The organism is Pseudomonas guariconensis (assembly GCF_015680235.1).
GTDB classification, from domain to species: Bacteria; Pseudomonadota; Gammaproteobacteria; order Pseudomonadales; family Pseudomonadaceae; genus Aquipseudomonas; species Aquipseudomonas guariconensis_A.
The window spans coordinates 1-14829 of sequence record NZ_JADLJL010000003.1; the positions used below are offsets into that span (position 1 = coordinate 1).

The window sequence follows — 14829 nt, forward strand, 5'->3', positions numbered from 1 at the left end:
GGCACCCACCTCCGTAACGCCTCCGCTCGGCCTCCTGACGTCGCGTTTGGCGGCGCCTGGACTATTGCGCATCGCAAGCAAAAGCAAAGGCAAAAGCCGGTCGGTAAAGCTATTTAGGACATCTCATTGGGGCTGCTATGCAGCCCATCGCGGGACAAGCCCGCTCCTACAGGCAACCCGCCAGTGGCAAGGTTTGCGTGATCCTGTAGGAGCGGCCTTGTGCCGCGATGGGGCGCGTAGCGGCCCCAATCATTGACCCCGGAGCGAAGCTCAGGGGCCGGATGCAGGAGCCAGCAGTTTTTGGTTACTTTTTATCGCGCCTGACAAAAAGTGACCCGCCGTAAAGGCGCAAAGGTGACTCAGCGTCGCCCTCGCAAACGGACTATTCGCTTAAATCAATACCAACGAGTCGACCAAACACCGGGCGCATTGGAATCGCGAAATATCCATTCGCCATGGCGGCGCTCGATCTCATGGGCGCAGGAAACCTAACGGCGAACCTGGCGCGCTTTCTTCATCCGGAACGCCACCCACAGCACTGCGATCCACAGCGGGATCAACATCACCGAGATGCGGATCGGCGGAGTCAGGTACATCACCACCAGGATCAGCACGATGAACGCCAGGCACAGGTAGTTGCTCAGCGGGTGCCACAAGCTGCGGTAGAACGGCGTGATCCCTGCGGCCAACTTGGCCTTGCGGAACTTCAAGTGAGTGATGCTGATGCTTGCCCAGTTGATCACCAGTGCCGACACCGCCAGGGCCATGAGCAGGCCGAAGGCCTCGCCCGGCATCAGGTAGTTAATCAGCACGCACAGGCCCGTGGCGAATGCCGAGACGCCCAACGCCGTCAACGGCACGCCGCGGCGGCTGACCTTGAGCAACTGGCGTGGCGCATCGCCCTGGCTGGCCAGGCCGAACAGCATGCGGCTGTTGGCATAGACGCAGCTGTTGTACACCGACAGCGCAGCCGTGAGCACGACGATGTTGAGGATGGTGGCCACCAGGTCGCTGTCCAGCTCATGGAAGATCATCACGAACGGGCTGCCGCCCTGCACCACTTTTTGCCATGGGTACAGCGACAGCAGCACAGCCAGCGCGCCTATATAGAAGATCAGGATGCGGTAGACCACTTGGTTGGTGGCCTTGGGGATGCTCTCACGTGGGTTGTCTGCCTCGGCCGCGGTGATGCCCACCAGCTCCAGCCCGCCGAAGGAGAACATGATCACCGCCAGGGCCATGATCAAGCCGGTGACGCCGTTGGGGAAGAACCCGCCGAATTGCCAGAGGTTCGCCACGCTGGCATCCGGCCCGCCATGGCCGCTGCCCAGCAACCAGGCGCCGAAGCCGATCATGCTGACGATCGCCACCACCTTGACCAGGGCGAACCAGAACTCCAGTTCACCGTAGACCTTCACCTGGGTCAGGTTGATGGCGTTGATCACCACGAAGAAGATCGCCGCCGTCGCCCAGGTGGGGAAGCCCGGCCACCAGTACTGGACATAGATACCGACGGCGGTCAGCTCGGCCATGCCCACCAGCACGTACACCACCCAGTAGTTCCAGCCCGAGACGAAGCCTGCGAACTCGCTCCAGTACTGATGGGCGAAGTGGCTGAAGCTGCCGGCGACCGGCTCCTCGACGACCATCTCGCCCAGCTGGCGCATGATCAGGAAGGCCATCAGGCCGGCAATGGCGTAGCCCAGCAGGACGGACGGGCCGGCCAGCTGGATAGTCTGGGCGATGCCCAAAAACAGCCCGGTACCGATGGCCCCACCCAGCGCAATGAGCTGGATATGGCGATTCTTCAACCCGCGCTGTAACCGCTCGGGCGTGCTCTGGTCTTGCATGAAGTGTCCTCAGGTCAGGAGGCGTGTTGTTGTTGGTGTGTGCGCAGTGAAGGATCTAGATCCATCCGCCCCACTGCAAGATGAAAATGCCGATATTGGTGGTGATCGCGGCGAGCAACGTGGTGATCACGATGATCGAGGCGGCCAGCTCGTGGTTGCCGTTGGCCGCTCGCGCCATCACATAGCTGGCCGCGGCGGTCGGGCTGCCGATGTAGAGGAACAGGATGCCCAGCTCGGCGCCACGGAACCCGCACAGCCAGGCGCCCAAGGTGCCGATCAAGGGCAGCCAGACCATCTTCGTCAGGCTGGCGTCGATGGCCAGCCTGCCGCTGTCGCGCAGCGCAGCCAGGGACAAGGTCCCGCCAATGCAGATCAGCGCCAGCGGCAGGGTCATCTGGGCGAGGTAGTCGCTGGAGGTCAGCAACCAGTTGGGTAACGCCACCTGGCCATAAGCCATGGGGGCGGCAAGCAGCACGCTGATGATCAGCGGGTTGCTGAAAATGCTCTTGCAGATGCTCCACGGGTCGGATTTCAGGTCCGGGCTGTAGACCGCCAACACCACCGCCGAGAGGGAGTTGTACAGGAGGATCACCAGGCCCGCGAGCACCGCGCCCAGGGAGATGCCGTAGTCGCCGTACAGGCTGGCGGCCAGGGCCAGGCCGATCACCCCATTGTTGCCGCGAAAGGCGCCCTGGGTGTAGATGCCGCGGTCGGCTTCGGGGCAGCGCCAGATGGCCAGGATCCAGGACAGGGCGAAACCGACCAGGGTGGCGAGAACGAAATAGAGCAGGACACCGGGCTTGACCGCAGCCGCCAGGTCGGCGTGGTAGATGCCGAGGAACAGCAGGGCCGGCATGCAGACGTTGAACACCAGGGACGAGGCGACCTTGATGAAGTTGTCGTCGATCAGACGGATACGCTTGAGGAGCACGCCCAGGAACAGCATGGCGAACACCGGGGCCGTGATGTTCAGCGTCTGGATGAGAAGGGCGAGCATTGCGGGTCCTGAGGGGTTGCCGTTGGGGGCTAATGATACGCGAACTAGGGGGATTTGCGGGGAATAGGGGGAATTCAGCGAAATTTCAGAGGTAACGGCGGTGGCCACTGCCGCTAGGATCATGTTGTTGGGTTGGCTGTCCCGGCCCTATCGTCGGCAAGCCGGCGATGGGCTGCAAGGCAGCCCTGACAGCACCAATCACCGAACGACCCTGTGAATCGATCAGCGTCGCACTGGACGTTTCTGCAACTTGCGCTGCAGCGTGCGTCGGTGCATCCCCAGCGCGCGCGCTGTCGCCGAGATGTTTCCATCATGCTCGGCCAGCACCCGCTGGATGTGCTCCCACTGCAACCGGTCCACCGACATCGGGTTCTCCGGCACCAGCGAATCCAGGTCCGCATGTTCGGACAGCAACGCCGCCAATACATCATCCGCGTCTGCCGGTTTGCACAGGTAATTGCACGCCCCGCGCTTGATCGCCTCGACCGCGGTAGCGATGCTGGAATACCCCGTCAGGATCAGCACCCGCATCTCCGGGTCGAGCTCCAGCAGCTTGGGCAGCAACACCAACCCGGAGTCCCCGTCCATCTTCAGGTCCAGGGTCGCGTAGTCAGGCACGTCCTGCCTGGCCAGCACCAACCCCTCCTCGGCGGAGGACGCGGTGCTCACGCGGAAACCGCGGCGGCTCATGGCCCGCGCCATGACGCGGGTGAAGGTGGCATCGTCGTCCACCAGCAACAGGTGCGGCAGCTCTTCGCCTTCGACCAGGTTTTCTTCGCTCATCGTTCATCTCCTCGCTTGCCATGGGGCAGGCGCAGCTCGGTGAGGGTGCCGCCCTGTTCATGACTATAGAGTTTCACCGAGCCGCCAGCACGGGTCACGCTGGCCTTGCTCAGGAACAGGCCCAGGCCGAAGCCTTTGCCCTTGGTGGTAAAGAAGGGTTTGCCGATCGCTTCGGCAATCGCCACGGGAATGCCGGCGCCGTGGTCTCGAATGCTGATGATGATGTCCTGCTCGTCCCAGTCCAACTGTACTTCCAGGTCGTCCGGGCAGGCATCGGCGGCATTGTTCAGCAGGTTCAGCAAGGCCTGGGTCAGGTCCGGTGGTGGCGTCAGGCGTGGTACCGCGCCGTCGCGCAGGCGCTGGAAGCGGTATGTGGCTTCAGGGCGCATCAGGTGCCAACGGTTGAGCGCCTCGTCGAGCCAGGCGGTCACCTCCTGCTCCACCACGCTCATCCGGCGGTTGGCCTCGGCTGCGCGTACCAGTTGCTGCAAGGTTTCCTTGCACAGCTTGACCTGGTCTTGGAGCACCTCCAGGTCTTCCTGCAATTGCGGGTCGGTATGATCCTGGCGCATCTCGTTGAGCAGCACGCTCATGGTCGCCAGCGGCGTACCAAGCTCGTGGGCGGCGCCTGCGGCCTGGGTGGCCACGGCCAGCAGTTGCTCGTCGCGCAGGCTCTCTTCGCGTCGGTCGGCGCGCAGTTTCTCCTGGCGGCGCAACTCCTCGGCCATGCGCGCGGCGAAGAAGGTGATCACCCCAGCGGCCAGGGCGATGCTCAGCCACATGCCGTAGACCTGCATCTTGTCCCGCGCCATGGGCAAGGTCTCGAGCGGGTAGAACTGCACCAACAGCAGGCTGTAGGCCACCAGCGCGATGCCCGACAGCACCAGCGAGTAGATCCACGGCAAGGTCACCGCGGCGATCGCCAGCGGCACCAGGTAATAGGAAACGAAGGGGTTGGTCGAGCCCCCCGAGTAATACAACAAGGCGCTGTGGATCAGCAGGTCGCAGGCCAGCTGGAAGGCATATTCCAGCTCGGTGACCGGCAACGACAGGCGCAGGCGCAGGGCGGTGAACGCGCACAGCAACGATGAAAGCGCCAGCGTCGCCGCCAGCGACAGCCAGGGCAATGGCAACAGCTCGGTCCAGTAGGCCACGCCCACGGAGCCGGCCTGGGCGGCCAGGACCAGGATGCGGATGAAGGTCAGGCGCCAGAGGTTCTGGCGGGTAGCGGACAGCGGGTGAACGGCAGCGAGCATGAGCTCTCCTGATGAGTGCTCCAGGAAAATCGCCTGAAGTATACCGAAGCCAGGCCCTCCACAGCAGCAATGCGGCAAAGCGCCACACTTTGTCACAGGTTCATGATGGCACTTAGGAACCCACTACACTGTTCCCGGTCTGATGGGCCATGCGTGGCAAGGACACCGCCCCCACGCTTTCTTTTTTGCCAAGGAGTCAACCATGCAACTACCTCGTCGCAGCACTGCGCTGATCCTGTCCTGTGGCCTGCTGGCCAGCCTGCCGGTGCTGGCCGCCGAAGCGCCCCGCTACAACCAGGTATCGCTGCGCGCCGAAGTCAGCAAGGAAGTGGCACGCGACCTGATGGTCGTGACCCTCTACAGCGAAGCCCAGAACAGCGACCCCGGCAAGCTGGCCAAGGAAATCACCGAGACCATGAACAAGGCCGTTCAGCAGGCGCGCCAGGTCAAGGATGTGAAGATCAGCCAAGGCAGCCGCAACAGCTACCCGGTGTACGACAGCAAAGGCCAGAAGATCACCGGCTGGCGAGAGCGCGCGGAGCTGCGCCTGGAAAGCGCCGACTTCCCTGCCCTGTCCAAGCTCACCGGCGAGCTGCTGCAGGACCTGAAGATGGGCGGCATGGACTTCTCCATCGCCCCGGCCACCCGCAAGGCCAGTGAAGATGCCCTGCTCAAGGACGCCGTCGATGCCTTCAAGGCCCGCGCACAGCTAGCCACCGAGGCATTGGGTGGCAAGGGCTACAAGGTGGTCAGCCTGAACCTCAACAGCAGCGGTTACCCACGCCCCTATCTGCGTAACGCGCCAATGGCCATGAAGGCCATGGCGGCCGACGAGGCGGCACCGGCACCGGACATCGAGGCCGGCACCAGCGAAGTCAGCATGAATGCCGATGGCCTGATCGAAGTGCAAATGCCCTGATCGGGCCTATGGCCGAAGCGACAGGTGCAACGCTTGTCGCTTCACCGTCTACGCTACGCCGCTGGAATTTTTCAGCTCAAAAAGACCTTTCCCACAGTACTTACGGCACTTTCCTATTGACTCAGAGGCCAGCAAATAACCGCTAAATTGCTGGCAAAAAACCATCGCAAACGTACAACTTGCGGCAAAGTTATAGGAATGCGACATCCATGTACGCTGGTCCCACTATTTTGACGCCAACTATCCTTCTGCCTGTTGCATTGGCAATCTCGCCTGCATAAGTATCCGCAAGTCGGCTCACGAGGCCACCTCAATCGAAAAAGAACAATGAGGCCACCATGCTAAAACACGCAGTCATTCCGTTCCTGGTCGGCGCAGGCTTGCTCGCCGGCGCACCTTCCGCACTTGCAGCCACCAACCTGGTGTTCTGCTCCGAAGGCAGCCCCGCCGGCTTCGACCCCGGCCAATACACTACCGGAACCGACTTCGATGCCTCGGCAGAGACCGTCTTCAACCGCCTGACCCAGTTCGAACGCGGCGGAACCGCTGTCATCCCGGGCCTGGCGACCAAATGGGACGTTTCCGAGGATGGCAAGACCTACACCTTCCACCTACGGGAAGGGGTCAAGTTCCATAGCACCGACTTCTTCAAGCCGACCCGCGAATTCAACGCCGACGACGTGCTGTTCACCTTCAACCGCATGCTCGACAAGAACCACCCCTTCCGCAAAGCCTACCCCACCGAATTCCCCTACTTCACCGACATGGGCATGGACAAGAACATCGCCAAGGTGGAGAAAATCGACGATCACACCGTCAAGTTCAGCCTCAACCAAGTCGACGCCGCGTTCATCCAGAACCTGGCCATGAGCTTCGCCTCGATCCAGTCCGCCGAATACGCCGACCAACTGCTCAAGCAGGGCAAGGCCGCCGACATCAACCAGAAGCCGATCGGCACCGGCCCGTTCGTGTTCAGCAAGTACCAGAAGGACGCCCAGATCCGCTTCAAGGGCAACAAGGACTACTGGAACCCCGACGATGTGAAGATCGACAACCTGATCTTCGCCATCAGCACCGACGCCTCGGTGCGCATGCAAAAGCTCAAGAAGAACGAGTGCCAGGTCACCCTCTTCCCACGCCCGGCGGACATCGAGCCGCTGAAGAAGGACCCGAAGCTGCAGATGCCTGAACAGGCCGGCTTCAACCTCGGCTACATCGCCTACAACGTGATGGACAAGGTCAAGGGCAGCAACGAGCCCAACCCCCTGGCCCAGCTTAAGGTGCGCCAGGCCCTGGACATGGCGGTGAACAAGCAACAGATCATCGAGTCGGTGTACCAGGGCGCAGGCCAACTGGCGGTCAACGCCATGCCACCGACCCAGTGGTCCTACGACACCACCATCAAGGACGCCCAGTACGACCCGGAAAAGGCCAAGCAGCTGCTCAAGGAAGCCGGCATCAAGGAAGGCACCGAGATCACCCTGTGGGCCATGCCGGTGCAACGCCCCTACAACCCCAACGCCAAGTTGATGGCCGAAATGCTCCAGTCCGACTGGGCCAAGGTCGGCATCAAGGCCAAAATCGTCAGCTACGAGTGGGGCGAGTACATCAAGCGCTCCAAAGGTGGCGAGCAAGGCGCCATGCTGATCGGCTGGAGCGGCGACAACGGTGACCCGGACAACTGGCTGGGCACCCTCTATGGCTGCGATGCCATGGACGGCAACAACTTCTCCAAATGGTGCTACAAGCCCTACGACGACCTAATCAAGCAAGCCAAGGCCACCCCTGACCAGGCCAAGCGCACCGAGCTGTACCAAAAGGCGCAGCACATCCTCAAGGAACAAGTGCCGATCACGCCTATCGCGCACTCCACCGTCTACCAGCCGATGAGCGCCAAAGTGAAGGACTTCAAGATCAGCCCCTTCGGCCTGAACTCCTTCTACGGCGTGAGCGTGGAGAAATAGCGCCAGCTCTTTCGCCGCGGGCCTGACGGCCTGCGGCGATCCCCAGCGCCACGAACGCAACCTGCAACCAGCGCCCTCCCGATGCCCCCAGCACCGGGACAGGGACCCTGTTGCCGCAATTCAACCAATCGCGGCGAAAACAGACGGAAAAGGACTCGCCATGCGCCATGCCACACTCCTCAGCACCCTGCTCGGCCTCGGCCTGATGACCCAAGCCCCTGGCCTGCTCGCCAAGAATCTGGTGTTCTGCTCCGAAGGCAGCCCCGCCGGCTTCGACACCGCCCAGTACACCAGCGCTACCGACAACGATGCCGCCGAACCGATCTACAACCGCCTGGTCGAGTTCGAACGTGGCGGCACCGCTGTCCAGCCCGCCCTGGCGACCCGCTGGGAGGTCTCCGAAGACGGCCTGCGCTACACCTTCCACCTGCGCGAGGGGGTGAAGTTCCACGGCAACAAGGCCTTCACGCCAAGCCGCGACTTCAATGCCGACGATGTGCTGTTCACCTTCAACCGCATGCTCGACAAGAATCACCCGTTCCGCACGGCCTACCCGACCGAGTTCCCCTACTTCATCAGCATGGGCCTGGACAAGAACATCGCCAAGGTCGAGAAGGCCGACCCGCTGACCGTCGTTTTCACCCTCAACAGTGTCGATGCCGCGTTCATCCAGAACCTGGCCATGAGCTTCGCCTCCATCCTCTCCGCCGAGTACGCCGACCACCTGCTGGCCGAGGGCCGCCCCAGCGATATCAACCAGAAGCCGATCGGCACCGGCCCGTTCGTGTTCCAGCGCTACCAGAAGGACTCGCAGATCCGCTACAAGGGCAACAAGGACTACTGGGCGCCGGAGGACGTGAAGCTCGACAACCTGGTGTTCTCCATCAACATCGACCCCTCGGTGCGTATCCAGAAGCTGCGCCGCAACGAGTGCCAGGTCACCCTGCATCCGCGCCCGGCAGACCTGCCGTCGGTCAAGGCCGACGACAAGCTGCAGGTATTGCAGAAGCCTGGTTTCAACCTTGGCTACATCGCCTACAACACCCAACATCCGCCCTTCGACCGGCTCGAGGTGCGCCAGGCCATGGACATGGCGGTGAACAAGCAGGCGATCGTCCAGGCTGTGTACCAGGAGGCCGGCCAAGTGGCGACCAATGCCATGCCGCCGACCCAGTGGTCCTACGACGACAGCATCAAGGACGCCCAATACGACCCCGAAAAAGCCAAGCAACTGCTCGCCCAGGCCGGCGTCAAGCCAGGCACGGAGCTCACCCTGTGGGCCATGCCCGTGCAGCGCCCCTACAACCCCAATGCCAAGCTGATGGCCGAAATGCTCCAGGCCGACTGGAGCAAGCTCGGCTTCAAGGTGCGCATCGTCAGCTACGAGTGGGGTGAATACCTCAAGCGCATGAAGAACGGCGAGCACGACATCGCGCTGATCGGCTGGACCGGCGACAACGGTGACCCGGACAACTGGCTGGGCACCCTGTACAGCTGCGATGCCATCGGCAGCAACAACTATTCCCTCTGGTGCGACCGGCAGTACGACACGCTGGTCAAGAAAGCCAAGCAGGTCACCGACCGTGAGCAGCGCACCCAGCTCTATCAGCAAGCCCAGCAACGTCTCAAGCAACAGGTACCGATCACCCCGGTGGCCCATTCCACGGTCAACCAGCCGATCAGCGCCAAGGTCAACGACTTCAAGGTCAGCCCTTTCGGGCGTAACGATTTTTCCGGTGTGAGTGTCGACTGACCGGACTGCGACCCGCGAACCGGCCGCCCCCCATCAAAGCGCTGGCATGGCGAGGGCTTCGCCCTCGATCGCGGGGCAAGCCCGCTCCTACACGGTCTGCGCCAGCAGCCTGATCTACCGGTTCCCCCGAATTTGCCCGGCGATCCCGCGGCAAACCTGGCAGTACCGCTGTACCGCAACATGCCCGGCCCATAAGGCACGGGAATAACTAGAAAATAGAAAGGGAGCTTCACCTTGAGACGTACAACCATCACCGCACTGGCCCTGGCCATAAGCGCAGTTTCCGCCACGGCACAGGCCGAACCCGTCAGCCAGGACTTCGTGCCCATCACCCTGAAATCAGGCAGCGAGCAGGCCGAGGCGAGTGGCTTTCTCGAAGGCCAGAGCCTGACCGGCAGCACGCGCAACTGGTACGCCCGGGAACGTGCTACCCGCGCGCCGCTGTTCAAGTACTACAAGAGCGACGGCACCCGGCACGCCACCCACAGCCGTGACAACTGGGTGCAGGGCACCATCCTCAATTACAGCTCGGGCTTCACCCAGGGCACCGTGGGCTTCGCCGTGGAAGCCGCCGGCTACAACGCCATCGCCCTGGAACGTGGCCGCGCCGCCGTGGCCGGGCCGAACAACCGCACGCTCACCCACAGCGACGGCGACGTGATCGGCCAGTGGAGCAAGATGGGCCTGGCCAACGTCAAGGCGCGGGTGTCCAACACCACCCTCACCGTCGGCCGCCAGTCGGTCGATACACCGATGATGGCCTACATCGGCAACCGTGCGCTGCCGTCGAGCTTCCAAGGCGCGTTCCTGCACAGCGCCGAGTTCGACAACCTGTCGTTCGACCTGGGCACCTTCGACCGCGTCTCGCCACGTACCGAGCAGAGCCTGAGTAAGTTTCGCAGCGAGTACAGTGCCACCGGCGTCGAAACCGACCGTGCCAGCACCGTCGGGGTCAATTACCAGCCGTTCAAGAGCCTGAGCACCAGCCTCTACGCCACCAAGGTCGAGGACTTCTGGAACCAGTACTACTTCGGCGCCAACCATGTGCTGGGCGACAGCGCGGTGCTGAGCCTGACCACAGGCCTGAACTACTACAAGACCGTGGACGCCGGCAGCCGCAAGATGGGCCAGATCGACAACGACACCTACAGCCTGTCGTTCGGCCTCACCCACCAGGCCCACACGCTGTCCGCCTCCTGGCAGCAGGTCAACGGCAACGAGTACTTCGACTACCTGCACGAGACCAACGGCATCTTCCTGGCCAACTCGCTGCTGTCGGACTTCAACGGCCCCAACGAGAAATCCCTGCAGATCTCCTATGTGCTGAACATGGCCCCCTATGGTGTGCCAGGGCTCAAGTTCAACGTGTACAACGCACGCGGCTGGGGCATCGACGGCACTCACTACCGAGGTACGGCGTATGACGTCAATGGCATGGACGGCGAGACCCATTATGAATGGGGCATCGGCACCAGCTACGCGGTGCAGAGCGGGCCGCTGAAAGACACCAGCATCCGCGCCACCTACACCGCGCACCGTGCCAGCAAGGCCCAGGCCGACGGCAGCCTGGACGAGCTGCGTATCGTCACCACCATTCCGTTCAACATTCTCTGAGCCAGGATGCCCGGCCCGCCCCCGTGCGGGCCGTGGCAGCTACGCTGGAACAATCTGCAGGGAGGTTCCATGAAATCGCTACCGCTACGTGCCGCCCTGGCGGCCGTCATCTTCGGCGCCGCGACTCACCTTGCGGCCAAGCCGCTGGTGGTATGCACCGAGGCAAGCCCGGAAGGCTTCGACATCGCCCAATACACCACCGCGGTTACCGCCGATGCCACGGCCGAGGCCATCTTCAATCGCCTGGTCGACTTCAAGCCCGGCACCACCGACATCCAGCCGGCACTGGCCGAACGCTGGGACATCAGCCCAGACGGGCTGGTCTACACCTTCCATCTGCGCAAAGGCGTCAAGTTCCACACCACGCCCTACTTCACGCCGACCCGCGATTTCAACGCCGACGACGTGCTGTGGAGCCTGAATCGGCAACTGAGAAAGGACCACCCCTGGCACGACAAGACCAGCGTCGGCTACCCCTACTTCGAAAGCATGGCCTTCAAGGACCTGCTCAAGTCGGTGGAAAAAACCGACGACCATACCGTGGTGATCACCCTGACCCGCCCGGAAGCGCCCTTCCTGCGCGACATGGCCATGGCCTTCACCTCGATCTACTCGGCCGAATACGGCGACCAGTTGCTCAAGGCCGGCAAGACCGCCGAGCTCAACAGCAAGCCGGTGGGCACCGGGCCGTTCATCTTCCAGCGCTACAACAAGGACGCCCAGGTCCGCTACAAGCCCAACCCGGACTACTTCCGTGGCAAGCCGCCAGCCGATGCCCTGATCTTCGCCATTGCCACAGACAGCAACGTGCGGCTGCAGAAACTGCGCGCCAACGAATGCCAGATCGCCCTGTACCCCAAGCCTGACGACGTCCCCGCCATCAAGACCGACCCCACGCTCAAGGTCGCCGAGATCGAGGCGCTGGTCACCGGCTACATCTCGATGAACACCGAGCACAAGTACTTGAGCGACGTGCGCGTGCGCAAAGCGATCAACATCGCCTTCGACCGCCAGACCCACGTCGATCAGCTGTTCGGCAAAGGCAACGCTCTGGTCGGAGTCAACCCGTACCCGCCGACACTGATCGGCTACAACAGCGAGAACCAGAACCCGCCCCGCGACCTGGCCAAGGCCCGCGAGTTGCTCAAGGAAGCCGGCGTGCCCGAAGGCACTCGGCTCACGTTGTTCACCCGCAACGGCGGCGGCCCCACCAACCCCAACCCACGCCTGTCGGCCGAAATGCTCCAGGCGGACCTCGCCAAGATCGGCATCAAGCTCGATATCCGCGTGATGGAATGGGCCGAAATGCTGCGCCGGGCCAAGAAAGGCGAGGCCGACCTGGTGTCCGCCGGCTGGGCCGGCGACAACGGCGACCCGGACAATTTCCTGAGCCCGCTGCTCAGCTGCGACGCGGTAAAGAGTGGCGAGAACTATGCCCGCTGGTGCAACCCGAAATTCCAGGAACTGATCAGCCGCGCCCGCGAAGTGATCGACAACGACGAACGCGCCAGGCTCTATGCCCAGGCGTTGAAGGTGTACGATGACGACCAACCCTGGATCAGCATGGCGCATCCGAAGATGTTCACCGCCATGCGTGACAACGTGGAGGGTTACGTGATCAACCCTCTGACCAACAACAACTTCGCCACCACCAAGGTGAAGTAGAACAACAACGACCGCCGGCGCCCCACGAAGGAGCCGGCGGCACCGCCTGACCGGCTGATGAGGTACACCCGACGATGTTGAGTTTTATTGCCCGGCGCCTGGGCCTGCTGATTCCGACCTTCTTCGGCATCACCTTGCTGACCTTCGCGCTCATACGCCTGATCCCCGGCGACCCGGTGGAAGTGATGATGGGCGAGCGCAGGGTCGACCCCGAAATGCATGCCCAGGCCATGGAGCGCCTGGGCCTGAATAAGCCCCTGCCGGTCCAGTACCTGGACTACATCGGCAAGCTCGCCCAGGGTGACCTGGGCGAATCGTTGCGTACGCGTGAAAGCGTGTGGAACGAGTTCCTCACCCTGTTCCCCGCCACCCTGGAGCTGGCCTTCGCCGCCCTGCTGTTCGCCGGCATCGTCGGCCTGCTGGCCGGGGTGATCGCCGCGCTCAAGCGAGGCTCGCTGTTCGACCACGGGGTCATGGGCATTTCCCTGGCCGGCTATTCCATGCCGATCTTCTGGTGGGGCCTGATCCTGATCATGTTCTTCTCGGTAAGCCTGGGCTGGACGCCCGTCTCCGGGCGCATCGACCTGCTCTACGACATCGAGCCCAAGACCGGCTTCATGCTCATCGACACCCTGCTCAGCGAAGAAGAAGGCGCGTTCAAGGACGCGGTCATGCACCTGATCCTGCCGGCCATCGTGCTGGGCACCATCCCCCTGGCGGTGATCGCCCGCATGACCCGCTCCTCGATGCTCGAGGTGCTGCGCGAGGACTACATCCGTACGGCACGGGCCAAGGGCCTGTCGCCTTCACGCGTGGTGTTCATCCATGGCCTGCGCAATGCGCTGATCCCGGTGCTGACCGTGTTCGGCCTGCAGGTCGGCACCCTGCTCGCCGGTGCCGTGCTCACCGAAACCATCTTCTCCTGGCCGGGCATCGGCAAGTGGCTGATCGAGGCCATCGGTGCCCGTGACTACCCCGTGGTCCAGAACGGCATCCTGTTGATCGCCTGCCTGGTGATCCTGGTCAACTTCGTCGTGGACATCCTCTACGGCCTGGCCAACCCACGCATCCGTCATCAGCGCTGAGGCCCAAGCCATGACTAGCTCGATTCCAAAATCCGTCACCCCGGCAAGCCCGGTGGACCAGAGCCTGCTCTACCCTTCCCCGTACAAGGAATTCTGGCAGGCCTTCTCGCGCAACAAGGGCGCCGTCGCAGGCCTGGCCTTCATGTGCCTGGTGGTGTTCTGCGCCGTGTTCGCCCCGTGGGTCGCCCCGCACAACCCCAGCGAGCAGTACCGCGACTTCCTGCTGACCCCGCCGGTCTGGCTCGAAGGCGGCACCTGGCAATTCATTCTCGGCACCGACGAACTCGGCCGCGACCTGCTCTCGCGGTTGATCCAGGGCGCACGGCTGTCGCTGCTGATCGGCCTGTCGTCGGTGGTGATGTCGCTGATCCCCGGCATCCTGCTGGGCCTGCTGGCTGGGTTCTTCCCGCAGATCCTCGGCCCCTCGATCATGCGCCTGATGGACGTGATGCTGGCCCTGCCGTCGCTGCTGCTGGCCGTCGCCATCGTCGCCATCCTCGGCCCAGGCCTGATCAACACCGTGATCGCCATCGCCATCGTCTCGCTGCCATCCTACGTGCGCCTGACCCGCGCCGCGGTAATGGGCGAGCTGAACCGCGACTACGTCACCGCCGCACGCCTGGCCGGCGCCGGCCTGCCACGTTTGATGTTCGTCACCGTGCTGCCCAACTGCATGGCGCCGCTGATCGTCCAGGCGACCTTGAGCTTCTCCTCGGCGATCCTCGACGCCGCCGCCCTGGGCTTCCTGGGCCTTGGCGTCCAGCCGCCCACCCCCGAGTGGGGCACCATGCTGGCCTCGGCCCGCGACTACATCGAGCGCGCCTGGTGGGTGGTCAGCCTGCCGGGCCTGACCATCTTGCTCAGCGTGCTGGCGATCAACCTGATGGGCGACGGGCTGCGTGATGCGCTGGACCCGAAACTCAAGAACGCCGCCTGAGGAGAA

The 14829-nt window shown here is 63.1% G+C and carries 11 protein-coding genes; 7 read left to right on the forward strand and 4 right to left on the reverse strand.

Annotated features, from left to right (window positions below; all coding sequences use genetic code 11):
- Window positions 1-488: 488 nt before the first annotated feature.
- From IRZ56_RS03300 to IRZ56_RS03315, 4 genes are all read right to left on the reverse strand, one after another.
- On the reverse strand, window positions 489-1850 hold the full coding sequence (locus IRZ56_RS03300; protein WP_196143619.1) for an amino acid permease: 1362 nt from the start codon (window positions 1848-1850) through the stop codon (window positions 489-491).
- Window positions 1851-1905: 55 nt separating this feature from the next.
- Entirely contained in the window at window positions 1906-2847 is a 942-nt protein-coding gene (locus IRZ56_RS03305) for an AEC family transporter (RefSeq protein WP_196143620.1), read from the reverse strand.
- A 222-nt stretch (window positions 2848-3069) separates the two neighbouring features.
- A complete protein-coding gene (locus IRZ56_RS03310) occupies window positions 3070-3630 on the reverse strand; it encodes a response regulator transcription factor (protein ID WP_196143621.1) in 561 nt (186 codons plus the stop codon).
- Window positions 3627-4886 carry an ATP-binding protein gene (locus IRZ56_RS03315; protein ID WP_196143622.1) on the reverse strand — a complete coding sequence of 420 codons (1260 nt, stop codon included), beginning with the start codon at window positions 4884-4886 and terminating at the stop codon, window positions 3627-3629. The genes IRZ56_RS03310 and IRZ56_RS03315 overlap by 4 nt, the downstream gene beginning before the upstream one ends.
- A 202-nt stretch (window positions 4887-5088) precedes the next feature.
- Between IRZ56_RS03315 and IRZ56_RS03320 the strand changes: the two genes are divergently transcribed.
- From IRZ56_RS03320 to IRZ56_RS03350, 7 genes are all read left to right on the forward strand, one after another.
- Window positions 5089-5805 carry an SIMPL domain-containing protein gene (locus tag IRZ56_RS03320; RefSeq protein ID WP_196143623.1) on the forward strand — a complete coding sequence of 239 codons (717 nt, stop codon included), beginning with the start codon at window positions 5089-5091 and terminating at the stop codon, window positions 5803-5805.
- Between the two features lie 338 nt (window positions 5806-6143).
- On the forward strand, window positions 6144-7769 hold the full coding sequence (locus IRZ56_RS03325) for an ABC transporter substrate-binding protein (protein ID WP_196143624.1): 1626 nt from the start codon (window positions 6144-6146) through the stop codon (window positions 7767-7769).
- Window positions 7770-7929: 160 nt separating this feature from the next.
- Window positions 7930-9522, forward strand: a complete 1593-nt coding sequence (locus tag IRZ56_RS03330) for an ABC transporter substrate-binding protein (RefSeq protein WP_196143625.1) — start codon at window positions 7930-7932, stop codon at window positions 9520-9522.
- 234 nt (window positions 9523-9756) lie between these two features.
- The gene (locus IRZ56_RS03335; protein WP_196143626.1) at window positions 9757-11136 is read left to right on the forward strand and encodes an OprD family porin; all 1380 of its coding nucleotides are present in this window, start codon (window positions 9757-9759) and stop codon (window positions 11134-11136) included.
- 69 nt (window positions 11137-11205) lie between these two features.
- On the forward strand, window positions 11206-12801 hold the full coding sequence (locus IRZ56_RS03340) for an ABC transporter substrate-binding protein (protein WP_196143627.1): 1596 nt from the start codon (window positions 11206-11208) through the stop codon (window positions 12799-12801).
- Between the two features lie 74 nt (window positions 12802-12875).
- Window positions 12876-13886: an ABC transporter permease subunit gene (locus IRZ56_RS03345; protein ID WP_196143628.1), complete on the forward strand. Its 1011-nt coding sequence runs from the start codon at window positions 12876-12878 to the stop codon at window positions 13884-13886.
- Window positions 13887-13896: 10 nt separating this feature from the next.
- Window positions 13897-14823, forward strand: a complete 927-nt coding sequence (locus IRZ56_RS03350) for an ABC transporter permease subunit (protein ID WP_084854567.1) — start codon at window positions 13897-13899, stop codon at window positions 14821-14823.
- Window positions 14824-14829 lie beyond the last annotated feature (6 nt).

Bases quoted from the DNA above. Each gene is read 5' to 3' on its own strand.
- IRZ56_RS03325 (WP_196143624.1), top strand. From the start codon at position 6,144: ATGCTAAAACACGCAGTCATTCCGTTCCTGGTCGGCGCAGGCTTGCTC.
- IRZ56_RS03340 (WP_196143627.1), top strand. From the start codon at position 11,206: ATGAAATCGCTACCGCTACGTGCCGCCCTGGCGGCCGTCATCTTCGGC.
- IRZ56_RS03315 (WP_196143622.1), bottom strand. From the start codon at position 4,886: ATGCTCGCTGCCGTTCACCCGCTGTCCGCTACCCGCCAGAACCTCTGG.
- IRZ56_RS03310 (WP_196143621.1), bottom strand. From the start codon at position 3,630: ATGAGCGAAGAAAACCTGGTCGAAGGCGAAGAGCTGCCGCACCTGTTG.
- IRZ56_RS03350 (WP_084854567.1), top strand. From the start codon at position 13,897: ATGACTAGCTCGATTCCAAAATCCGTCACCCCGGCAAGCCCGGTGGAC.
- IRZ56_RS03320 (WP_196143623.1), top strand. From the start codon at position 5,089: ATGCAACTACCTCGTCGCAGCACTGCGCTGATCCTGTCCTGTGGCCTG.
- IRZ56_RS03330 (WP_196143625.1), top strand. From the start codon at position 7,930: ATGCGCCATGCCACACTCCTCAGCACCCTGCTCGGCCTCGGCCTGATG.
- IRZ56_RS03300 (WP_196143619.1), bottom strand. From the start codon at position 1,850: ATGCAAGACCAGAGCACGCCCGAGCGGTTACAGCGCGGGTTGAAGAAT.
- IRZ56_RS03345 (WP_196143628.1), top strand. From the start codon at position 12,876: ATGTTGAGTTTTATTGCCCGGCGCCTGGGCCTGCTGATTCCGACCTTC.
- IRZ56_RS03305 (WP_196143620.1), bottom strand. From the start codon at position 2,847: ATGCTCGCCCTTCTCATCCAGACGCTGAACATCACGGCCCCGGTGTTC.